This window comes from Nocardia sp. NPDC002869 (assembly GCF_046764065.1).
GTDB classification, from domain to species: domain Bacteria; phylum Actinomycetota; class Actinomycetes; order Mycobacteriales; family Mycobacteriaceae; genus Nocardia; species Nocardia rhamnosiphila.
This window is the reverse complement of the sequence record NZ_JBKOOL010000038.1, coordinates 16605-38704: the sequence shown is the minus strand read 5'-3', so window position 1 is coordinate 38704 and position 22100 is coordinate 16605. Positions and strand designations below refer to the sequence as shown.

Below are 22100 nucleotides of genomic sequence, written 5' to 3'. Positions count from 1 at the left end.
CGCTGCGCTCCTTCGCTCCGTCGGTCCAGAATCGGGGGCGGGCCCCGACCATGGAGGTAGGCCATCCGGAATAGACGGAAGGTGCATGCTGTCGTGCGCCTTGACCGGCCTGGGGAGGATCACGTCACTGTAAGTGCTCAATGGTCACCGATCTATGGACGGCCGGCCGCACATCGCGGGAGACCGCCCTCCACGGAAAAACCCCGCTGCCCGGAAGGTCAGCGGGGTTTTGCTCATGCGGTGACCGGCGCCGGATGCGCCGCCACCGGCTCAGTGCTTCTCGGGGCCCAGGTAGTACTCGAAGACCAGGCCGCCGGCGGCGGTCAGGACCAGGATCACGCCGAGCCCGAGCAGCCACGGCTCGAAGAAGGCGAAGCCCAGGGCCGTCACCGAGGCGGCGCCGGCCAGCAGGATGGGCCAGAAGCTGCCGGGCGAGAAGAAGCCCAGGTCGCCGGCGCCGTCCACGATCTCGGCGTCCTCGTAGTCCTCCGGGCGCAGATCGAGCCGGCGGGCGACGAAGCGGAAGTAGGTACCGATGATCAGCGACAGACCGGCGGTCAGCACGATCGCCGTGGTGCCGGCCCATTCGATACCGGTCCGCGACTGGGCGGTGAAGAAGCCGTAGATGACGCCCACGAGAACGAAGAACACCGTGAGCAGTTCGAACAGCCGTGCTTCGATCCTCATCTCAGATCAGTCCTCACTTGCTTTCGGTGGTGTCGGTCTTGACCGTGCGATCGGTGTTGAACGGCTGGGTCGAGGTGGCCACCGGCGATTCGCCGATGGATTCGAGCGCGGCGGCATTCGTCATACCCGATTCCCGCGCCTGGATGTAGCGCTGGAACTTGTCCGGCGAGACCGCGCGGACCTCGAAGTTCATCATCGAGTGGAAAGTGCCGCACATCTCCGCGCAGCGGCCCACGAAGGCGCCTTCCCGGTCGATCTCGCTGATCTGGAAGACGTTGTCGGAGTTGTTCTCCTTCGGGTTCGGCATGACGTCCCGCTTGAAGAGGAACTCCGGAACCCAGAACGCGTGGATGACGTCCGCGGCGGCGAGCTGGAACTCGATCACCTTGCCGGTCGGGAGCACCAGGACGGGGACCTCGGTGCTGCTGCCGATCGTTTCGATCTTGTTGTAGTGCAGGTAGGACAGGATGTCGTTCTCGGGACGGCCGTGCACCGGGCCGGGCTGCGGATGGCCCTCTTCGTTGGTGCGGTCGGCGTACTCCTTCAGCTGCTGCTGGTTGGCGTCCTCCCGCACCGTGTCGACACCGTTGTAGGTGAACCCGTTCTTCAGGTCGACATCGCGGTAGCCGAACTTCCAGTTCCACTGGAACGCGGTGACGTCGACGACCACATCCGGGTTGTCGACCTTCTCGTGCACGTAGTTCTGCACGACCACGGTGAAGTAGAACAGCACCGCGATGATGACGAACGGAATCGCGGTGTAGGTCAGTTCGAGCGGCACGTTGTAGCCGGTCTGCCGGGGGAACTCCGGCGAATTCTTCTTCTTGCGGTGGAAGACCACGGTCCAGAAGGTCAGTCCCCAGACCAGCACACCCATGATGAGGGCGGCGACCACCGACCAGGTCCACAGTTCCCGCATCCGGTGGGCCTGCGGGGTGACACCCGAGGGCCAGCCGAACCGCAACCACACATTGTCGATCGAGCAGCCGGATACGAGCATGGTGGTGATCCCGAGGGATACCGCCAGGCCCGCCCGCCGCAGGACACGACCCCGCCGCCGGGCAGGCCGTGCCCCGATCTCGTCGCTCGCCTTGTGCGCCACGCTCAACGCCTTCCTGGTCGCCACACATTCCGACACCGCATCCCCGTGGCGGGACCCGCCGCCGGGGATACTGACAAACAGCTCGTTCGGGCTACCCGGGCGGCTCCGCGCACCGCGCGACACCACCCGGAACAGTCCGAGTACTACGCAGCGTAGACCAAACACGCGCCCGGTACGCCGTCGGGTCGGCTTCGACACTCCGTACAGTGGCGCACGGGGCGGACGGAGGTGTATCGCACGGGGAATCGATACGTGCGGCATACTCGGACACTAGATTTCGCCCGCCGCGCCGGCTCCCCCGGGCGCGGATCCCCGACCAGTGGAAACGAGGTTAGCGCCGCAGTGTGTGGACTGCTCGGATTTCTGACATCCGATACCGCAGCGCCGGAAACGGTGCAGCGGGTATACGACGCGCTGCACTGTGTGCGGCACCGCGGGCCGGACGAGCGCGGCACCTGGCACGACGACCAGCTGATCTTCGGTTTCAACCGGCTGTCGATCATCGATATCGAGCATTCGCACCAGCCGCTGCGCTGGGGCCCGGCCGAGGACCGGCAGCGCTACGCGCTGACCTTCAACGGCGAGATCTACAACTATCTGGAACTTCGCGAAGAACTGGCCGGTGAGCGCGCGACCGAATTCGGTGACGAACCCATGTTCGCGACCGAGGGCGACGGCGAGGCCATCGTCGCGGCCTTCCACTACTGGGGCCCGGAGGCGGTCCGGCGGCTGCGCGGCATGTTCGCCTTCGCGATCTGGGACACCCACACCCGGGAGTTGTTCGTCGCGCGCGACCCGTTCGGTATCAAGCCGCTGTTCCTGGCCACCGGCCCGGGCGGTACGGCGTTCGGCAGCGAGAAGAAGAGCCTGCTGGAACTGCTGCCCGATCTCGGCCTCGACGAATCCCTCGACCACCGGGCGCTCGAGCACTACACGGTGCTGCAGTACGTCCCGGAGCCGGAGACGCTGCACGCCGGTATCCGCCGGCTGGAGTCGGGCAGCTACGCGGTGGTCCGGCCGGGGGCGCAGCCGGAGATCACCCGCTATTTCGTCCCCGGATTCGGCGTCCGCCCCTTCGCCGCCGGGTCGGAACAGGCCCGCTACCGGGAGATCGCCGCGGCGCTCGAGGATTCGGTCGCCAAACATATGCGCGCCGATGTCACCGTCGGCTCCTTCCTGTCCGGCGGTATCGACTCCACCGCCATCGCGGCGCTGGCCATGCGGCACAACCCGAAACTGATCACCTTCACCACCGGTTTCGAGCGGGAGGGCTATTCCGAGGTCGATGTGGCCGCGGAGAGCGCGGCCGCGATCGGGGCCCGGCATATCGTCAAGGTGGTCTCCCCGGCGGAGTTCGCCGCCGCCATTCCGGAGATCGTCTGGTACCTCGACGACCCGGTGGCCGATCCGGCGCTGGTGCCGCTGTACTTCGTCGCCAAAGAGGCACGTAAGCACGTCAAGGTGGTGCTGTCCGGCGAGGGCGCCGACGAACTGTTCGGCGGCTACACCATCTACCGGGAGCCGTTGTCGCTGGCACCGTTCGAGAAGCTGCCCCGCGGGTTGCGCCGGCTGGCCGGAAAGGTCTCCGACCTCATCCCGGACGGCACCCGCGGCAAGAGCCTGCTGCACCGGGGGTCTTTACCCCTCGAGCAGCGGTACTACGGCAATGCGCGCAGTTTCAGCGACGCGCAGCTGCGGTCGGTGCTGCGGGAGTTCCGCCCGGAGTGGACCCATCAGGACGTCACCGCCGCGATCTACGACCGGTCGGCCGGCTGGGACCCGGTCGCGCGGATGCAGCATCTGGATCTGTTCACCTGGTTGCGCGGTGACATCCTGGTCAAGGCCGACAAGATGACCATGGCGAATTCGCTGGAACTGCGGGTGCCGTTCCTGGACTCCGAGGTCTTCCGGGTGGCCGAGCAGATCCCGCTGGAGCAGAAGATCACCAAGGACACCACCAAGTACGCGCTGCGGCAGGCGCTCGAGGGCATCGTCCCGGGTCATGTGCTGCACCGCGCGAAACTCGGGTTCCCGGTGCCGCTGCGGCACTGGCTGCGCGGGACCGAACTCTACGACTGGGCCCGGCAGCAGATCGCCGAATCGCAGACCGATCATCTGCTGGACAAGGCCGCGATCACCGCCATGCTCGACGCGCACCGAGCCGGGGATTCCGATCACAGCCGCCGCCTGTGGACACTGCTGGTGTTCATGATCTGGCACGGGATCTTCGTGGAGGAGCGGATCAAGCCGGAGATCTCCGAACCCACCTATCCGGTCCAGGTCTAGCCCTGCCGACACCGAGGCCCCGCTCACCGAGGTGAGCGGGGCTCGATCGTTGCTACCGGCGGTTCAGCGCAGCAGTGACTCGAGTTCGGCGGCCGCGTCCGCGCCGTAGGCCTCGCCGAGCCGTTTGAGCGCGGCATCGGCATCCAGCGTCCATTCCTGGGTGCCGACCGTCTCCAGCACGAGTACCGCGACCAGCGAGCCGAGCTGCGCCGCGCGTTCGAGGGTCAGGCCGGCGGCGTGGGCGGTGAGGAAGCCGGCCCGGAACGCGTCACCGACACCGGTCGGATCCACCTTGGCGTACTCCGGCACGGCCTCGACGCGTACCTTGCTGCCGTCGGTGTCGACCACCAGCACACCGTCCTTGCCGAGGGTGGCGACCCGCACACCCACCCGGGTGGCGATCTCGTCCTCGGTGAGGCCCGTCTTCTGCTTGAGCAGACCCCATTCGTACTCGTTGGTGAACAGGTAGGTGCTGCCCTCGATGAGCTGGACGGCCTGGTCGCCGTCCAGGCGTGCCAGCTGCTGGGACGGATCGGCGGCGAAAGGAACGCCCAGTTCCCGGCATTCGGCGGTATGCCGCAACATCGCCTCGGGATCGTTCGCGCCGACCAGGACCAGGTCGAGTTGCCGTTCCTCGGCCAGCGCCGTGAGCGAGATATCGCCCGCTTCGCTCATCGCGCCGGGATAGAACGAGGCGATCTGGGCCATGTCCTCATCGGTGGTGCAGACGAACCGGGCGGTGTGCGCGGACTCGGACACCCGGACCACCGAGCAGTCGACACCGTGGGACTCCAGCCACTGCCGGTATTCGTCGAAATCGCGCCCCACCGAACCGATGAGCAGCGGCGACTGCTTCAGCAGGCCCATGGCGTAGGCGATGTTGCCGGCGACGCCGCCACGGCGGATCACCAGGTCGTCGACGAGGAAACTCAGCGAGACATGCTCGAGCTGATCGGGCAGCAGCACATCGGCGAATCGGCCGGAGAAACGCATGAGGTGGTCGGTCGCGATGGATGCGGATACAGCTATGGACACGTAGGTCGGCCCCTTCGGAATCAGCGCGAACAAGAAAGTGAACGGGGCCTTGCCCCCAGGTTCACCGTATCAATTCGCCGGGGCTACGACTACGTGTCGTAACCGGCCTCGTGACAAATAAATGATCACGTGACCCGGGTGGATCCAGAATGCCGGGCCGGCGCTGTCACCGGCCCGGAAGCACTCAGTTGAAGGAGTCGCCGCAGGCGCAGGAGCCGGTGGCGTTGGGGTTGTCGATGGTGAAGCCCTGCTTCTCGATCGTGTCGACGAAGTCGATCGCGGCGCCCTGGACGTACGGCGCGCTCATCCGGTCGACGGTCAGGGTGACGCCGCCGAATTCGGCGGTCAGATCGCCGTCGAGGGTGCGATCGTCGAAGAAGAGCTGGTAACGCAGACCCGCGCAGCCGCCCGGCTGCACCGCGATCCGCAGCGCGAGGTCGTCCCGGCCCTCCTGATCGAGCAGCGCCTTGGCCTTACCCGCGGCAGCATCGGTCAGCTGCACACCGTGGGTGGTGGTGGCGGTGTCGTTCTGCACACTCATGAACTCTCCTATGGACAGCGTGGTCGGTCCGTGAACAGCGCACGGTTCCGGGTGTCACAACACCCTCGGACGGGCTGCTATTCCCCATCTTGCCATCTCCTGGGCCCGCGGCCACACCACCCGTGCCACAGATGGCGGCGCATCCGGGTGAGCCGGGCCACGCCGGCCCGGCGGGGTGATCGGCCGCACCCCGGCCACCGCCCCGTTCACGGCCGGGGCGGGTGACCGATTAGCCTGGTTACCGTGAAGTTGTTCCGACGCGGTGAGCCCAGCGGTACCGACGTGCCCGCTGACGGCTCGCGGGCCGCGACCGCCACCGAGGCCGATGCGGCCCCGGCCAAGGCCGCGCCTACGGCAGGCAAGGGCCGGCCCACCCCGAGTCGGCGCGACGCCGAGGGCAGGCGCCGCGGCCCGGTCGCCCCACCCCCCATGACATCGAAGGAAGCGCGCGCCCGGCGCAAGGAGACCCGCGGTTCCAAGGAGGATCGCAAGGCGGCCTCCGCCGAGCGTCGCGCCGCCGCCCAGGACCGTCGCGCCCGGATGCTGGCGGGTGAGGACAAGTACCTGCTGCCCCGCGATCAGGGCCCGGTGCGCGCCTTCGTCCGCGATATCGTCGACGGCCGCCGCAACCTGGTCGGCCTGTTCATGCCGATGGCGCTGCTGCTGATCCTGTCCATGTTCGCGGCTCCCGCGTGGCAGTCGATCGTCACGCTGGCCATGCTGGTCATGATGGTCTTCATGATCGCCGAGGGCTTCCTGCTCGGCCGGGTCGTCAACCGCCGGGTGCGGGAACGTTTCCCGAAGTCCACCGATACCGGGTTCCGGCTCGGCTGGTACGCGTTCGTGCGCGCCTCTCAGATGCGCAAGATGCGCGCGCCGAAGCCGCGGGTCTCCCCCGGCGACGCGATCTGATCCACGGGTGCCCGAATCCGTCTCTGCCCCTGGGCAGCGCACCCTCGTGCTCGGTGGTGCGCGTTCGGGTAAATCCGCGTTCGCCGAATCCCTCATCACCGGCGGCGCGGTGCGCTATCTGGCCACCGCGATCCCCGATCCCGCGGATACCGATTTCGCCGACCGGATCGCCGCGCACCGGGCCCGCCGTCCCGCGGCGTGGACGGTGATCGACGCCGCCGATCCGGCGGCCGAACTGCGCACCGCCCATCCCGGCGCCACCCTGGTCGACGATATCGGCACCTGGCTGACCGCCCGGCTCGACCGCGCGGGCTGGGATGCCCCGCGTGGCACGATCGGCCCGGATACCGACGTTCTCGTCGACGCCGTCGCCGGCTATCGCGGCCGGCTGGTGCTCGTCACCCCGGAGGTCGGACTGGGCGTGATCCCCGCGACCCGGTCGGGCCGGTTGTTCCGCGACGAGATCGGCACCGTGAATCAGCGACTCGCCCAGGTCTGCGACGAGGCTTTTCTCGTGGTCGCCGGACTGCCACTGCGCCTGAAATGAGCACCGGCCGGTCGGGCGGCGCCCGCCCTCTCCCGGCCCTCCGGCCCGGGTGCCGCTCCCTGTCGGAGTGCGGTGCTTGAATCGTGCGGTGCAGACCATACCGCGCGCCGACCTCTGGGCGGCCATCCATCACGAACGGGCCGCCCTGGCCGACGAGCTCGCCGACCTGACCCCACAGCAATGGGCGGCGCCCTCCCTGTGCGGCCGGTGGTCGGTACAGGAGGTCGTCGCCCATCTCACCGCGGCCGCGAGCACCGGACGGCTGCGCTGGATCCGCAGCATGCTCGGCGCACGCTTCGACGCCGACCTGCACAATCAGCGCCGCATGCGGGAACATCTGGGCGCCGGCCCGGCCGAGACCCTCGAGCGGTTCCGCGCGACGGTGACGAAAACCACGGCGCCGTCCGGGCACACTCCGGCGTGGCTCGGTGAGATCGTGGTGCACGGCAGCGATATCCGGTACCCGCTCGGACTGACCGGCGCCCCCGCGCTGCCCGCGGTGACCGAGGTCGCCCGTTTCTTCGCCGCGCGCGATTTCACGGTCTCCGGCCGCACCGCCACCGCGGGACTGCACCTGCAGGCCACCGACGGGCCGTTCGACACCGGCACCGGACCATCGGTGCGCGGCAGCACGCTGGCGCTGGTCATGGCGATGGCCGGGCGCGCCGAGTATTGCGCCCAACTCAGCGGTCCAGGGGTGGCCACCCTGCGCGAACGGATCGGCGGCTGACACCTGGCCGGGTACCCGGAACACCGGCCCCGCCCCCGGCCAGGTGAGGGTCGGCCGGGTACCTCCCGACGGGCGCCGCGCACCGGGCAATATTGTCCGGGAGGTGGACACGCCCGCCGAGACAGATCCCGGCACGGCGCCGCCGCGACAGCACCCGATCGGAAGGCTCGCACAGTGACAGAGGGATTCGCACCCGTTGCCCCGCCGGATGCCGGTGCCCGCGCGGCCGCCGAGCAACGGCAGGCGTCGCTGACCAAACCGCCGGGGTCGCTGGGACGGCTGGAAGAGCTGGGCAACTGGGTGGCGGCCTGTCAGGGTGTCTGCCCGCCGAAACAGTTCGAGCAGGCGCGGGTGGTGGTGTTCGCCGGTGACCACGGGGTGGCACGGCACGGCGTCTCGGCATATCCCAGCGAGGTCACGGCGCAGATGGTCGCCAACTTCCGGGCAGGTGGAGCCGCGGTGAACGCGTTGGCCGGGATCGCCGGTGCCACCGTGCGGGTGGTGGATATCGCGGTGGATGCCGACACCGATCCCACGGTGAGCACCCACAAGGTGCGCCGGTCCAGCGGCGTGATCGACCGTGCGGACGCGCTCACCGCCGAGGAGGTCGCCGCCGCGCTGGCCGCGGGCGCGGCCATCGCCGACGAGGAGATCGACGCCGGGGCCGACCTGCTGATCGCCGGGGATATGGGTATCGGTAACACCACCCCCGCTACCGCGCTCATCGCCACCCTTACCGGGATCGAACCGGTGCGGGCGGTCGGCCGGGGCACGGGTGTCGACGACTACGGGTGGATGCGCAAGGTGGCCGCCGTCCGCGACGCCATGTGGCGGGCCCGGCCCGTCGCCCGGGACAGTGTCGAATTGCTGCGCGTGGCCGGTGGCGCCGATATCGCCGCCATGACCGGCTTCCTGGCCCGGGCCGCCGCCCGGCGCACCCCGGTGCTGCTCGACGGGCTCATCGTCAGCGCGGCCGCGCTGATCGCCGAGGATCTCGCGGCGGGCGCGGTGCACTGGTGGGTGGCCGCCCACCGGTCCACCGAGCCCGCGCACGCCGAAGCGCTGAGCAAACTGAAACTCACCCCGGTACTGGATCTGGATATGCGGCTGGGTGAGGGGTCCGGCGCGCTCACCGCGCTCCCCGTCCTGCGGGCCGCTGTCGCCGTACTCGCGGAGATGGCGACCTTCGCCGACGCCGGAGTCAGTACCGCGGACGCCGAACCGGCCACCGTCGACCTGCAGAAATGACCGCCGCGACGAGGCGCGCCCGATGCTGACCCCGCTGCGTCTCACCTTCTCCTGGCTCACGGTGCTGCCGGTGCGCGGGCCGAGCGAGGTGGACCGCCGGGCGGCGGGCCGGGCCATCACGCTGGCACCGCTCGCCGGGATCGGGCTCGGGTCGGTCGCGGCCGCGCTGCTGTGGGTGCTGGCGCCCGCGGGGATCGCCGCCGGATTCGTCGCGGTCGCGGCCCTGGCACTACTGACCCGGGGTATGCATCTGGACGGGCTGGCCGACACGTTCGACGGTCTCGGGGTCTACGGATCGCCCGAACGCGCGCGGGAGGTGATGAAGAGCGGGGGCGCCGGGCCGTTCGGGGTGGCCGCGATCGTGCTGGCCGCCGGCGTCCAGGCGGGCGCGTTCACCACACTGGCGGCCACCGGTCATTGGGTCGCGGTCGTGGCGGCGGTGGGTCTGGGCCGCGTCGCGGTGGTCGCCGCCTGCCGTCGCGGGTTCGACCCGGTGCCCGGCGCCTGGTTCGGGGCGATGGTCGCCGGAACCCAGTCCCGTTCCGCGGTTCTCGGCTGGGCCGCCGCGGGAACGGCGGCGGCTGTCGTCGCGGTGCCCGAACTGCCATGGACCGGGCCCCTGGTCGCGCTGGTGGCACTCGCCGCCGCGACCCACCTGGTCGGCCACGCGGTCCGCCGGATCGGTGGGCTCTCGGGTGATCTCCTCGGCACGGCGGTGGAACTCACCACCGCACTGGCGGCCCTGGGTTTCGCGCTGGCCGCGAACGCTGTCTGAGCCACCGGAACTCCGTCCGGTCCACAAAGCCCGGCCCCGTCCGATGCCACCAGGCCTCAATAGTGCGAACGCAGCGTCTCACCGGTCCGCCGCGCCCCATAAGGTGGGGGTATGTCAGCCGAGCGCTTCTACTTCCGTCAACTCCTGGCCGGCCGTGATTTCGCCGTCGGGGACCCGATCGCCACGCAGATGCGCAACTTCGCCTATCTGGTCGGTGACCGGGACACCGGTGACTGCGTCGTCGTCGATCCTGCCTACGCGGCGGGCGATCTGGCCGATATCGCCGAGAACGACGGACTGAAACTGTCCGGGGTACTGGTCACCCACCACCACCCCGACCATATCGGCGGCAGCATGATGGGGTTCACCCTGCGCGGGGTGCGGGAACTGCTCGAGCAGGCCACGGTTCCGGTGCACGTGAACGATCAGGAGAAGACCTGGGTCGCCGATGTCACCGGTATCGCCCCCAGCGAACTCACCGGCCACGGACACGGCGACAAGCTGAGTGTCGGTGCCTTCGACATCGAGTTCTTACACACCCCGGGCCACACCCCCGGCAGCCAGTGCTTCCTGGTCGGCGGCAAACTCATCGCCGGCGACACCCTGTTCATCGACGGTTGCGGGCGTACCGATTTCCCGGGCGGTGACTCCGACACCATGTTCCGCAGCCTGCGCTACCTGGCGGATATGCCGATCAATCCGGAGGTCTACCCGGGGCACTGGTACTCGCAGGACCCGCACGCCTCCCTGGACAGCATCCGCGACAACAACTACGTGCTGCGGCCACGGTCGCTCGGCGAATGGCACGCCCTCATGCCGGGCTGATCGGCGGGCCCCGGGCTCGGTACCCGGGTGAGCGGTGGCTCCGGCGTCCGGTCAGAGCACCCGCATCCACTGGTGCACATCGGCGAAGGTACCGCGCTGGATACCGGTGAGCGTGTCGCGCAGCGCCATGGTCACCTCACCCGGCTCGCCGCCGCCGATGGTGAATTCACCGTCGGGCCCGAACACGGAACCGACCGGGGTGATCACGGCCGCGGTGCCGCAGGCGAAAACCTCGGTGATCTCACCGGATTCCGCACCGGCCCGCCAGTCGTCGACGGAGATCTTGCGCTCGGTCACCGGATAGCCGGAATCCGCCGCCAGGGTCAGTAGTGAATCCCGGGTGATACCCGGCAGCAGCGACCCGGACAGTTCCGGAGTGACCAGCCGCGCGTCCGATCCGGAGCCGTAGACGAAGAACAGGTTGTTGGTGCCCATCTCCTCGACATAGCGGCGTTCGACCGCGTCCAGCCACACCACCTGATCGCAGCCCTTGGCAGTGGCCTCGGCCTGCGCCAGCAGCGAGGCCGCGTAGTTACCGGCCACCTTGGCCTCACCGGTACCGCCGGGCGCGGCCCGGACGTACTCGGTCGACAGCCACACGCGCACCGGTTTCACACCGCGCGGGAAATAGGCGCCGGCCGGGGAGCCGAGCAGCAGGTACTTGTAGGCGGAGGCGGGCTTCACGCCCAGCCCGGCCTCGGTGGCGAACATGAACGGCCGCAGGTAGAGCGACTCCTCGCCGCCCGCGGCGGGCACCCACCCCGCGTCGACATCGAGCAGCTGGCGCACCGATTCGATGAACAGCTCCTCGGGGAGTTCGGCCATCGCCAACCGGCGCGCGGACCGGCGGAACCGGGCCGCGTTGGCGTCGATCCGGAAACAGGCGATCTGCCCGTCCGGCTGGCGGTAGGCCTTGAGCCCTTCGAAGATCGCCTGGCCGTAATGGAACACCATGGTGGCCGGATCCAGGGTCAGGGCGCCGTAGGGTTCCACGACCGCGTTGGTCCAGCCCTCGGCCTCGGTGTAATCGATGGTGACCATATGGTCGGTGAAATAGCGGCCGAAACCGGGGGCCGACAGAATCTCCTGTACCCGCTGCGCCGGGGTGGGCGCAGGATGAGGGATACGGGCGAACTGGGCAGCAGCGGTCATGACCAGCAGTCTATGTCCTGGGTCCGCACCGAATCCGCGGTGGTCCGTCTCGCGCGCCGGACGGGTCCGGACCCGCCGCGCCACAGCCGGTCACGGTGCCCCGGCCCGACATTCTCAGCCGGTGTGCGCTTCGACGAACGGCGGCCGCACCACCGTGCAGCGCAGCGACCGGCCGCGGACGTCCACCGCGACCTCGGTGCCGACCCGCACCGCCGGATCCAGCAGCGCCAGCGCGATCCCGGCCTGTTTGGTCGGCGAGAAGGTGCCGGACGTGGTCACTCCGACCTTCGCGCCGTCCAGCAGCACGTCCTGGTTCTCCCGCGGGATCCCGCGGTCGAGTGCTTCCAGGCCGAGCAGGGTACGGCGCGGGCCGGCCGCCCGTTCCGCTTCCAGCGCGGCCTTGCCCCAGAAATCCGCTTTGGCCCAGCCCACCGCCCACGACACGCGCGCCTGCACCGGCGTGATCTCGGGGGACAGTTCGTGCCCGTGCAGCGGATAGCCCATCTCGGTACGCAGGGTGTCGCGGGCGCCGAGCCCGGCGACCTGGCCGCCGGTCGCCCGCACCTGCTCCACCAGGGCCCGGAACAGGGCCTCGGCGCCGTCCCAGCGCGGCAGTAGTTCATAACCGTGTTCACCGGTGTAGCCGGTCCGGCAGACGCGCACCGGCTGCCCGGACCAGTCCGCATCGGCGAACGCCATATAGGACAGGTCCACCGGGAGTCCCAGCGCGGTGAGCACCTCCGCCGACCGCGGCCCCTGGACCGCGAAGACACCGTAGGCGCGGTGCTCTCCCGTGACCGTGATCGCCGGCGGCGCGGCCGCCGCCAATCTCTGCACCACCGCCGCGGTATTGGCCGCGTTCGGCACCAGGAAGATCTCGTCGTCGCGGACGAAATAGGTGATGAGATCGTCGACCACGCCACCGTCGGAGTTGCAGCACAGCGTGTACTGCGCCCGGCCCGGACCGATCCGGCCCAGGTCGTTGGTCAGCGCCGAGTTCACGAATTCGGCCGCCCCCGCGCCGCGCACGGTCGCCTTCCCGAGATGACTCACATCGAACAGGCCCACCGACTCCCGCACCGCGGTGTGCTCGGCCACCGTGCCCGCGTACGAGACCGGCATCTCCCAGCCACCGAACGAGGCGAATTTCGCTCCGAGTTCGACATGCACTCCGTGGACAGGGCCCTGTTGCAGCTCGGCGTCACTCACCGGGCGAGCTTAGCCCGGCCCCGGCCGGGACCGGGCCCCACCGCGCCGGGTCCGGTCGGCGGCTGCCGCGCCGTGACCGGCGGGTCAGGCCTCGAACCACATGGGAATCAGCGTGGGCCCCTCCTCGGGCAGGGTGTGCGTTTCGCCGGTGCGGACGAAACCCTGCCGGGTGTAGAGCCGCGCCGAACGTTCGGTGCTGGCCTCCAGGTACGCCGGGAGCCCCGCGGCACTGAACTGCCGGGTCCGTTCGGTGAGGATGGCCGCGCCCGCACCTCGCCCCCGGTACTCCGGCACGGTGATGATCAGCTCCAGATAGCTGTGCGGGAATCTGCGCGGATGTTCCCGGGCCAGCAATTCCATCACATAGGCAGAACGCTGCAGCGGACGCAGTTCCGGCGCCTGTTCCGCGTGCCCACGCGCCGCGGCGGCGTCGGCGATCAGCCGGTCGGCCGAGGTGAGTTTCTGCCAGAACGAGATCGCCCAGATCTCGCCGTCGCCACCGGCCACCCAGATCTCGTCGTCCCGCAGACCCCGGTCGATGAGCTCCGGAACCCACTCGTCGAGGAACTGATCCATCGGATAGTCGCGCATGATCCACTCGGTGACCGCCTCGTCGACGGTCGCCTTCCGGAACGCTTTCGTCAGCGGTTCGAGATCACTCGTTCCGGCGCGCCGCACGGTCAATTCTGTTCCCATACCGCCTCCTGTGAATGGTGTTACCTACAGCGAACTTATGTATTCCATCTGCGGAAAGCCACTATTTCGTCACGCTATTTCGTGTGATGGAACAGCGCTGTGACAGCGTGCGCGATATGCGGTGGAGTCCTACGGCAACCGGACCGCGGCCGCCGGCGCCGGTACTGTTCCCGCTCCTGCCAGGCCCGCGCCTACCGGGCCCGGCGCCGGACACCCGCCGCGCCACCGCGGCCGCGGCCCCAGCGGTTGTCCACACTCGTCATAGCCCACGCGGCGGTCGCCCTGGCCGACCGCGCGGGCACCGACGGCCTGACCATGCGCCGCCTGGCCGGCGAGCTGGGGGTGGCCACCGCCGCGCTGTACCGCTACTTCGACGACCGGGCACAACTACTCGCCGCGATGACCGATCTCGTCCTCGCCGAAACTCCGCCCCCACCACCGCATCTGACCGACCGGCGCGCCCGGATCAGGTACGAGGCGCAGCAGGAATGGCAGATCTACCGGCGGCATCCGTGGATCCTCACCGTGTTGGCGCGGACCCGCCCGCCGCTGAGCCTTTCCCTGTTCGACACCCTGGAACGGACGCTGAGCGCACTCGTCGACCCGGTCGCGCGCCCGGCCCTGTACAAGGCGTTCGGTCCCACCGGGCCCCCGCCCGACCTCGATTTCGACGGACTGCTCACCGACGCGGTGGACATGCTGCTCGACGGCGTCGCGGTACGCCGTACCGGGCCCACCGAATAGCCTGGGGCCATGACCGCAGTCGCAGATCGTCCGCTCGGACCGGAATTGGCACGTACCCAGACCATCGAACCCGGCACCGACGTCCTCGTCGTCGGCCTGGCCACCACAGATGACGGTCCCGTCCTCGTCCCCGAGGACCTCTTCGGCGATGTGCTCGACACCGACGTACGCACCCGGCTGCTCGACCAGCTCACCGCGGTCGGCGCCACGGGCAAAGCCGAACAGCTGGTCCGGATTCCCGCCCCCGCCGGCCTGGACGACGTCGCCAGTGTGCTGGCCGTCGGGCTCGGCGGCGCCGCGGATATCGACGCCGAGCAGATCCGCCGCAGCGCCGGGGTGGCCGCCCGCTCCCTGACCGGGGTCGCGCGCGCGGTCACCACCCTGTCCGGCCTGGATATCGGCGCCGCCGTGGAGGGTTTCTACCTCGGCGCCTACTCGTTCACCCCGTTCCGCTCCGCGAAATCCGCGCCGAAGCCGCAAGCCGCGCCGCCGGCCCGCGTCGAACTGCTCGTCCCGGAACCCGAATTCGGCGGCGACGCGCTGCTGCGCGCCCAGCTCACCGCCGAAGCCGTGGCCACCGCCCGCGATTTCGTCAACACCCCGCCGAGCCATCTGTACCCGGCCGAATTCGCCCGCCGTAGCGCCTTGCTGGCCGAGGGCGCCGGCCTCGAGGTCGAGGTACTCGATGAGAAGGCCCTGGAAGACGGCGGTTTCGGCGGAGTGATCGGGGTCGGCAAGGGTTCGTCGCGTCCGCCGCGCCTGGTCCGGCTCATCTATCGGGGTGGCGACAAGAAAGTCGCGCTGGTCGGTAAGGGCATCACCTTCGACACCGGCGGTATCTCCATCAAACCGGCCGCGAACATGGAGAACATGACCTCGGATATGGCCGGCGCGGCCGCGGTCGTGGCGACCACTCTGCTCGCCGCACGGCTGAGCCTGCCGGTCACCGTGATCGCGACCGTCCCGATGGCGGAGAACATGCCGTCGAGCACCGCCCAGCGGCCCGGCGATGTGCTCACCCAGTACGGCGGCACCACCATCGAGGTCACCAATACCGACGCCGAGGGCCGGCTCATCCTGGCCGACGCCATGGTCCGCGCCGGCGAGGACGACCCGGACTACCTCATCGATGTCGCCACTCTCACCGGCGCCCAGATGGTGGCGCTGGGCACCCGCACCCCGGGTGTGATGGGTACCGACGAATTCCGCGACCGGGTGGCCCGGATCTCCCAGGGGGTGGGTGAACACGGCTGGCCGATGCCGCTGCCCGAGGAGTTGCGTGCCGATCTGGACTCCAAGGTCGCCGATATGGTCAACGCGACGTCACATCGGTGGGGCGGCATGCTCGTCGCGGGCACGTATCTGAAGGAGTTCGTGCCCGAGGGCGTGGAATGGGCCCATATCGATATCGCGGGCCCGGCCTACAACACCGGTGGGCCCTTCGGCTACATCGGCAAGGGCGGCACCGGCGTCCCGGTCCGCACCCTCATCGCCGTGCTCGAGGATATCGCCGCCGAATAGCGGCCCGCGGTTTGCCGGGCGGCCGTCCGGTCGCCCCAGCAACCGGAACGGGGCAGGGGTCGCGCCGGCGAATTGCGGCGGCGCGCCCCGGGCCTTTCCGCCGGCGGGTCGGCGGTGGCGGCGTCCGCGACCGTCTGCCCGCCAGGCGCCCGGGTTCCGGGCTCACCGGCCCTGTTCGCGCCGGTTACCGCCGATCCCGCCGTCAGCCGAACCGGCCGCGGGATCCGGCAGGACGCGCGTGCCCCGGGCCGCTCCGGCCACGCGGGCCGGTGCGGTGACACGCCCGCCGGGTTCCTGCCCGGCAGGCGTTCACAGCCCGCCGAGTTCGCGCTCGGCGGCACGTCTGCGCTCGACCCGCCTGCGCGCGTCGTAATCGCGCATACGCTGCGGATACCCGGTGCGCTCCACGTCGTACACCGGGATCGACAGATCCCGCGCGAGGCGGCGGGCACCGCCTTCGCCGACGACCCGCCGGGTCCATTCACCATCTGCGGCAACCAGCACCACCGTGATATCCGTCACAGTGGTCTTCGGTTCGACGAAGCCCTCGACCCCGGTGTGTGCGCGCACCCACTCGCGCAGATAACGGGTCTCCGCGCCTCGACCTCCGGAAACTCCGCTGCGCCCGGCCGTGGCACGACGGAAACGGTCCAGCAAACCCATTGCCGCCGACCTCCTGTTGAGCACCTGAATCCCGCCGCATCCGGCGGTGATTCCATGGTGCCAGCTACCCAAAATTGGATGCCCTCCGGTAAACGCGTCGCGCGGCGAATGCAAGGATGGTGGACGGAACAACAACCACACGGATCTCCGGCGCCGCGCAGAATGAACGCCGGCTGGAACACCGCCGCGACCCGCGGCAGGATCCACCGGAACGAACTGTTGTAGACCCGTCGAGCAGTTAGAGGAGTCAACGGACATGGCCTTCTCCGTCCAGATGCCCGCTCTTGGTGAGAGCGTCACCGAGGGAACGGTGACACGGTGGCTGAAGCAGGAAGGAGACACGGTCGAGGTCGACGAGCCGCTGCTCGAGGTCTCCACCGACAAGGTCGACACCGAGATCCCGTCCCCCGCGGCGGGTGTGTTGACGAAGATCGTCGCCAATGAGGACGACGTCGTCGAGGTGGGTGGCGAACTGGGTGTCATCGGTGACGCCGGCGAGGCCGCCGAGCCCGCCCCGGCTCCCGAACCGGCCGCCGCCGAACCCGCATCCGCTCCCGCCGAGCAGACCCAGCAGGCCCCCACCGAACCGGAACCGGCACCCGCCCAGAGCCAGGCTCCCGCCGCCGACTCCGCGGCCTCCGGTACCTCGGTGAAGATGCCGGAGCTCGGCGAATCGGTCACCGAGGGCACCGTGACCCGGTGGCTCAAGGCGATCGGCGACGAGGTCGCGGTCGACGAGCCGCTGCTCGAGGTCTCCACCGACAAGGTCGACACCGAGATCCCGTCCCCCGTCGCGGGCACCCTGCTGGAGATCACCGCGCAGGAAGACGACGTGGTCGAGGTCGGCGGCCAGCTCGGTGTGATCGGCTCCGGCGCTCCCGCGACCGGTTCGGCCCCCGCGCCGGCGCCCACTCCGGCCCCCGAGCCCGAACCGGCCCCCGCGCCCGCTCCGGCTCCGGCTCCGGCCCCTGAACCGGCTCCGGCCCCTGAACCGGCACCGGCGCCTGCCCCCGCTCCGGCGCCTGCCCCCGCTGCCGCTGCTCCGGCCCCCGCCGCCCAGGCGCCCGCGCCGGCTGCCTCCGGTAACGGCGCCACCCCGTACGTCACCCCGCTGGTCCGCAAACTGGCCGAGGAGAACGGCGTCGATTTGGCGTCGGTCACCGGTTCGGGTGTCGGCGGCCGGATCCGCAAGCAGGACGTGCTCGCCGCCGCCGAGTCCAAGAAGGCTCCGGCCACCGCGGCTCCGGCCACCGCCGCGCCCGCCGCCGCGGCACCGGCCAAGGCGGCCACCGCCCCCAGCCCCGCGCTGGCGGCCCTGCGTGGAACCACCAAGAAGGCCAACCGGATCCGGCAGATCACCGCGACCAAGACCCTGGAGTCGCTGCAGACCACCGCGCAGCTCACCCAGGTACACGAGGCCGATGTCACCAAGATCGCCGCATTGCGCAAGCAGGCCAAGGCCGATTTCGCCAAGCGCGAGGGCGTGAACCTGACCTTCCTGCCGTTCTTCGCCAAGGCCGTGGTGGAAGCGCTCGGGGTGCATCCGAACGTCAATGCCAGCTATGACGCGAACAGCAAGGAGATCACCTACCACGCGTCGGTGCACCTGGGTATCGCGGTCGACACCGAACAGGGTCTGCTCTCCCCGGTGATCCACAACGCCAGCGACCTGTCGCTGGCCGGCCTGGCCCGCGCCATCGCCGATATCGCCAACCGGGCCCGCACCGGCGGCCTGAAGCCGGACGAGCTGGCCGGTGGCACCTTCACCATCACCAATATCGGCAGCCAGGGCGCCCTGTTCGATACCCCGATCCTGGTCCCGCCGCAGGCGGCGATGCTGGGCACGGGTGCCATCGTGAAGCGCCCGACCGTGGTTACCGACGAGTCCGGTAGCGAGTTCATCGGCGTCCGCTCGATGTGCTACCTGCCGCTGACCTACGATCACCGCCTCGTCGACGGTGCGGACGCCGGCCGGTTCCTCACGACCATCCGGCACCGCCTGGAAGAGGCGGCGTTCGAGGCCGATCTCGGCCTGTAAGGGGCGACGACGATGTCGGTTGTGGTGGCCGGTTCGTCCGGACTGATCGGAACCGCGCTCGTCGCGGCGTTGCGCCGCGACGGGGAGCAGGTGATCCGGCTGGTCCGGCGACCGGCCGCCGCGCCCGACGAGCGTCGCTGGGAGCCCGCCCAGGGGGAACTCGATCCGGGGATCCTGGACGGCGTCGACGCGGTGGTGAACCTGTGCGGGGCCGGTATCGGCGACAAACGCTGGACCGGCGCGTACAAACAACTGCTCCGCGACAGCCGGATCACCCCGACCGATGTCCTCGCGACGGCGGTGGCCCGGGCCGGCGTCCCGACGCTGATCAATGCCAGCGGCGTCCACTACTACGGGGACACCGGTGTGCGCGCGGTGGACGAGAGCGGCCCTCCGGGAACCGGTTTCCTGCCCACGCTGTGTCACGACTGGGAAGCCGCGACCCACGCCGCCACCGAGGCCGGGACCCGCACGGTCCTGCTGCGCAGCGGCGTCGTACTCACCGGCGCCGGTGGCATGCTGCCGCAACTGCGCACACTGTTCCTGCTGGGTCTGGGCGGCCGGCTGGGCAGCGGACGCCAGTATCAGCCGTGGATCTCGCTCGACGACGAGATCGGTGCGATCCGGCATGCGCTCACCAACGAATCGGTACGGGGTCCGCTCAATGTCGTGGGCCCCGCCCCGGTCACCAATGCCGCCTTCACCCGCGCGCTCGGTAAGGCCCTGAATCGGCCGACACCGCTGTTCGTCCCGGGTATCGCGCTGCGCCTGGTGATCGGCGAGTTCGCCGAGGAAGCGGTCCTGCACAGTCCGCGGGCCCTGCCGCGGGTGCTCGAGGAAACCGGTTACGAGTTCCGGCACGCCACCGTCGGCGCGGCACTGGCCGCCGCGGTGGGCCGGTGACCGCCGGCGTCACCTCGGTCCGGGAGGCGCGGACCGAGGATCTTCCCGCGATCCTGGAGATCCACAACCGCGCCATCGCCGAAACCACGGCCATCTGGGACGACGAACCCGTGGCACTGGACGAGCGCATCGCCTGGTTCCGCAACCGCACCGAGCACGGCCGTCCCGTACTGGTCGCCGAGGTCGGCGGCGAACTCGCCGGATACGCCAGTTACGGGCCGTGGCGGCCCAAATCCGGCTATCGCCACACCGTGGAGAATTCGGTCTATATCGCCGACCGGTTCCAGCGACGCGGGATCGGCGCCACCCTGCTGGCCGAGCTGATCGCCCGCGCCGAGAAGGCCGGTGATATCCACGCCATGGTCGCGGCCATCGAATCGAGCAATACCGGTTCGATCGCCCTGCACGAACGATTCGGTTTCCGTACGGTGGGCGTACTTCCGGAGGTGGGCCGCAAGTTCGGCCGCTGGATGGATCTGACGCTGATGCAGCTCACCCTGGAGATGAGCGTAACGTCATGACGGTGAACAACACCCGCACCGCAACCCGGTCGGCTCGCTACGACAGCACCCCCGTCGACGTGCGTGAACTGGGTCTCATCGACTATCGGCAGGCGTGGGATCTGCAGCGTGAACTCGCCGCCCTCCGGGCGGACGGCGCCGGTACCGACACCTTGCTCCTGCTCGAACACCCCTCCGTCTACACCGCGGGCCGCCGTACCGAGGAGGCCGATCGGCCCACCGACGGCAGTCCCGTGATCGATGTGGACCGGGGCGGCAAGATCACCTGGCACGGTCCGGGTCAGCTGGTCGGCTACCCCATCATCCGGCTCGCCGAACCGATCGATGTGGTCGCCTACGTCCGGCGTCTCGAACAGGCTCTCATCCGGACCGTCACCGATCTCGGCGTCGAATGCGGACGGGTCCCCGGACGCTCCGGTGTCTGGCTGCCCGCGTCCGGGTTGCTGCCCGAGCGCAAGATCGCCTCGATCGGGATCCGGGTGCAGCGCGGGGTCACCCTGCACGGCATCTCGCTGAACTGCAATGCCGATCTCGGCGCGTTCGGCGCCATCATCGCCTGCGGGATCCGCGATGTCGGTTCGACCAGCCTGAGCCAGGAACTCGGCCGCGAGGTCACCGTCGCCGAGATCACACCGCGTATCGCCGAGATCATTCCGGCCGCGCTCGACGGTGAGATCCCGGTCACCGAGCACGATATCCCGCGGGCCGCCACCCCGGCCGTCGCGGACCCCGCCGCCGCCACCGCGGCACGCGATCCGAAAGGTGCCACCGCATGACCTCCGCCCAAGCCCCCGCCGGCCGCAAACTGCTGCGCATCGAGGCCCGCAATGCCGAGACCCCGATCGAGCGCAAACCCGGCTGGATCCGCACCCGCGCCACCATGGGCCCGGAATACACCGAGCTCAAAGGCCTGGTGAAACGCGAGGGCCTGCACACGGTCTGCGAGGAAGCGGGCTGCCCCAATATTTTCGAATGCTGGGAGGACCGCGAGGCCACCTTCCTCATCGGCGGCGAACAGTGCACCCGCCGTTGCGACTTCTGCCAGATCGACACCGGCAAGCCTTCGCCGCTGGACCGTGACGAACCCCGCCGGGTCGCCGAGAGTGTTCAGGCCATGGGCCTGCGCTACTCCACCATCACCGGCGTCGCCCGCGACGACCTCGAGGACGGCGGCGCCTGGCTCTACGCCGAAACCGTGCGGGCCATCAAGAAACTCAACCCGGCCACCGGTGTCGAACTGCTCATCCCCGATTTCAACGCGAAACCGGATCAGCTCGCCGAGGTCTTCTCCTCCCGCCCCGAGGTCCTGGCGCACAACCTGGAGACCGTGCCCCGGGTGTTCAAGCGGATCCGCCCCGCCTTCCGCTACGAACGGTCCCTCGAGGTGCTCACCGCGGCCCGCGCCGACGGCCTGGTCACCAAGTCCAATCTGATCCTCGGGATGGGCGAAACCCCCGACGAGGTCACCCAGGCCATGCGCGACCTGTACGAGGCGGGCTGCGACATCCTCACCATCACCCAGTACCTGCGCCCCTCGCCGCGCCACCACCCGGTGGACCGCTGGGTGAAACCCGAGGAGTTCGTGGAGCATTCGAAGGTCGCCGAGGAAATCGGTTTCGCCGGAGTGATGGCCGGACCGCTGGTGCGCTCCTCCTACCGCGCGGGCCGGTTGTACGCCCAGGCCATGGCCCACCACGGCCGCCCCATCCCGGAGGCCATGGCGCATCTCGCCGTCGAGGGCACCGCCACCCAGGAGGCCGGCGCCGTCCTGGAACGGTTCGGGTCCCAGGTCTGATCGCTTGCATCCGGTGGCGGATGGGGTCCGCCACCGGATGCCCACTCGCACGCTGCTACGACGGCAACCCCCGGCCCCAACCGTTCGTCCAGGGGCCGCTGAACCGGCAGATCCACAACGTACACTTCGGCAGATCCACAACCGCCATACCGGCAGATCCACAAGAATTG

22 protein-coding genes are annotated in these 22100 nt (G+C 69.7%); 14 read left to right on the top strand and 8 right to left on the bottom strand.

Features of this window, described 5'->3' with window-relative positions; all coding sequences use genetic code 11:
• Window positions 1–270: 270 nt before the first annotated feature.
• Together ACLML9_RS10210 and ACLML9_RS10205 are read right to left on the bottom strand one after the other, a co-directional pair.
• Entirely contained in the window at window positions 271–687 is a 417-nt protein-coding gene (locus ACLML9_RS10210) for a cytochrome c oxidase subunit 4 (RefSeq protein ID WP_411945281.1), read from the bottom strand.
• A 13-nt stretch (window positions 688–700) separates the two neighbouring features.
• Window positions 701–1687, bottom strand: a complete 987-nt coding sequence (locus ACLML9_RS10205; RefSeq protein WP_081877156.1) for a cytochrome c oxidase subunit II — start codon at window positions 1685–1687, stop codon at window positions 701–703.
• Window positions 1688–2131: 444 nt separating this feature from the next.
• On the opposite strand from ACLML9_RS10205, the gene asnB reads away from it, so the two are divergent.
• Window positions 2132–4075, top strand: a complete 1944-nt coding sequence (gene asnB, locus ACLML9_RS10200; RefSeq protein WP_411945280.1) for an asparagine synthase (glutamine-hydrolyzing) — start codon at window positions 2132–2134, stop codon at window positions 4073–4075.
• 63 nt (window positions 4076–4138) lie between these two features.
• Here the strand turns inward: asnB and ACLML9_RS10195 are convergent, their stop codons facing one another.
• Together ACLML9_RS10195 and ACLML9_RS10190 are read right to left on the bottom strand one after the other, a co-directional pair.
• Window positions 4139–5110, bottom strand: coding sequence for a carbohydrate kinase family protein (locus ACLML9_RS10195; protein ID WP_411945279.1), 972 nt, complete (start codon window positions 5108–5110; stop codon window positions 4139–4141).
• Between the two features lie 184 nt (window positions 5111–5294).
• Window positions 5295–5651, bottom strand: a complete 357-nt coding sequence (locus ACLML9_RS10190) for a HesB/IscA family protein (RefSeq protein ID WP_030523898.1) — start codon at window positions 5649–5651, stop codon at window positions 5295–5297.
• 243 nt (window positions 5652–5894) lie between these two features.
• Between ACLML9_RS10190 and ACLML9_RS10185 the strand changes: the two genes are divergently transcribed.
• The 6 genes from ACLML9_RS10185 (at window position 5895) to ACLML9_RS10160 (ending at window position 10688) form a co-directional block, all read left to right on the top strand.
• Window positions 5895–6563 carry a DUF3043 domain-containing protein gene (locus ACLML9_RS10185; RefSeq protein ID WP_411945278.1) on the top strand — a complete coding sequence of 223 codons (669 nt, stop codon included), beginning with the start codon at window positions 5895–5897 and terminating at the stop codon, window positions 6561–6563.
• Window positions 6564–6570: 7 nt separating this feature from the next.
• Window positions 6571–7110 carry a bifunctional adenosylcobinamide kinase/adenosylcobinamide-phosphate guanylyltransferase gene (locus ACLML9_RS10180; RefSeq protein ID WP_411945277.1) on the top strand — a complete coding sequence of 180 codons (540 nt, stop codon included), beginning with the start codon at window positions 6571–6573 and terminating at the stop codon, window positions 7108–7110.
• Window positions 7111–7198: 88 nt separating this feature from the next.
• Window positions 7199–7840, top strand: coding sequence for a maleylpyruvate isomerase family mycothiol-dependent enzyme (locus tag ACLML9_RS10175; protein ID WP_411945276.1), 642 nt, complete (start codon window positions 7199–7201; stop codon window positions 7838–7840).
• A gap of 174 nt (window positions 7841–8014) precedes the next feature.
• Window positions 8015–9088: a nicotinate-nucleotide--dimethylbenzimidazole phosphoribosyltransferase gene (cobT, locus tag ACLML9_RS10170; protein WP_411945275.1), complete on the top strand. Its 1074-nt coding sequence runs from the start codon at window positions 8015–8017 to the stop codon at window positions 9086–9088.
• Window positions 9089–9110: 22 nt separating this feature from the next.
• Window positions 9111–9863: an adenosylcobinamide-GDP ribazoletransferase gene (locus ACLML9_RS10165; RefSeq protein ID WP_411945274.1), complete on the top strand. Its 753-nt coding sequence runs from the start codon at window positions 9111–9113 to the stop codon at window positions 9861–9863.
• 111 nt (window positions 9864–9974) lie between these two features.
• Window positions 9975–10688: an MBL fold metallo-hydrolase gene (locus ACLML9_RS10160; protein WP_411945273.1), complete on the top strand. Its 714-nt coding sequence runs from the start codon at window positions 9975–9977 to the stop codon at window positions 10686–10688.
• 51 nt (window positions 10689–10739) lie between these two features.
• On the opposite strand, the gene ACLML9_RS10155 is transcribed toward ACLML9_RS10160, so the two are convergent.
• The 3 genes from ACLML9_RS10155 to ACLML9_RS10145 all read right to left on the bottom strand — a co-directional run bounded on the left by ACLML9_RS10155 (window position 10740) and on the right by ACLML9_RS10145 (window position 13745).
• Window positions 10740–11840: a branched-chain amino acid aminotransferase gene (locus tag ACLML9_RS10155; protein ID WP_411945272.1), complete on the bottom strand. Its 1101-nt coding sequence runs from the start codon at window positions 11838–11840 to the stop codon at window positions 10740–10742.
• Window positions 11841–11954: 114 nt separating this feature from the next.
• On the bottom strand, window positions 11955–13049 hold the full coding sequence (gene gcvT / locus ACLML9_RS10150; RefSeq protein ID WP_411945271.1) for a glycine cleavage system aminomethyltransferase GcvT: 1095 nt from the start codon (window positions 13047–13049) through the stop codon (window positions 11955–11957).
• An 84-nt stretch (window positions 13050–13133) separates the two neighbouring features.
• Window positions 13134–13745 carry a GNAT family N-acetyltransferase gene (locus ACLML9_RS10145; protein WP_411945270.1) on the bottom strand — a complete coding sequence of 204 codons (612 nt, stop codon included), beginning with the start codon at window positions 13743–13745 and terminating at the stop codon, window positions 13134–13136.
• Window positions 13746–13991: 246 nt separating this feature from the next.
• On the opposite strand from ACLML9_RS10145, the gene ACLML9_RS10140 reads away from it, so the two are divergent.
• Both ACLML9_RS10140 and ACLML9_RS10135 read left to right on the top strand, forming a co-directional pair.
• Complete coding sequence (locus ACLML9_RS10140) at window positions 13992–14489, top strand: helix-turn-helix domain-containing protein (protein WP_411945269.1); 498 nt, start codon at window positions 13992–13994, stop codon at window positions 14487–14489.
• 9 nt (window positions 14490–14498) lie between these two features.
• Complete coding sequence (locus ACLML9_RS10135; RefSeq protein WP_411945268.1) at window positions 14499–16010, top strand: leucyl aminopeptidase; 1512 nt, start codon at window positions 14499–14501, stop codon at window positions 16008–16010.
• Window positions 16011–16319: 309 nt separating this feature from the next.
• Here ACLML9_RS10135 and ACLML9_RS10130 read toward each other — a convergent pair whose 3' ends face one another.
• A complete protein-coding gene (locus tag ACLML9_RS10130; RefSeq protein WP_411945267.1) occupies window positions 16320–16673 on the bottom strand; it encodes an oxidoreductase in 354 nt (117 codons plus the stop codon).
• Window positions 16674–16929: 256 nt separating this feature from the next.
• Here ACLML9_RS10130 and sucB point away from each other — a divergent pair, with 256 nt between their 5' ends.
• Genes sucB through lipA form a run of 5 tightly spaced genes read left to right on the top strand, consistent with a single transcriptional unit; the run spans window position 16930 to window position 21930 of the window.
• Window positions 16930–18711, top strand: a complete 1782-nt coding sequence (sucB, locus tag ACLML9_RS10125; protein ID WP_411945266.1) for a 2-oxoglutarate dehydrogenase, E2 component, dihydrolipoamide succinyltransferase — start codon at window positions 16930–16932, stop codon at window positions 18709–18711.
• A 12-nt stretch (window positions 18712–18723) separates the two neighbouring features.
• A complete protein-coding gene (locus ACLML9_RS10120) occupies window positions 18724–19614 on the top strand; it encodes a TIGR01777 family oxidoreductase (RefSeq protein WP_411945265.1) in 891 nt (296 codons plus the stop codon).
• The gene (locus ACLML9_RS10115; RefSeq protein WP_265806847.1) at window positions 19611–20135 is read left to right on the top strand and encodes a GNAT family N-acetyltransferase; all 525 of its coding nucleotides are present in this window, start codon (window positions 19611–19613) and stop codon (window positions 20133–20135) included. The genes ACLML9_RS10120 and ACLML9_RS10115 overlap by 4 nt, the downstream gene beginning before the upstream one ends.
• On the top strand, window positions 20132–20911 hold the full coding sequence (lipB, locus tag ACLML9_RS10110; protein WP_411945264.1) for a lipoyl(octanoyl) transferase LipB: 780 nt from the start codon (window positions 20132–20134) through the stop codon (window positions 20909–20911). Before ACLML9_RS10115 ends, lipB begins: the two co-directional genes overlap by 4 nt.
• Complete coding sequence (gene lipA / locus ACLML9_RS10105) at window positions 20908–21930, top strand: lipoyl synthase (RefSeq protein WP_411945263.1); 1023 nt, start codon at window positions 20908–20910, stop codon at window positions 21928–21930. The genes lipB and lipA overlap by 4 nt, the downstream gene beginning before the upstream one ends.
• Window positions 21931–22100: the final 170 nt, after the last annotated feature.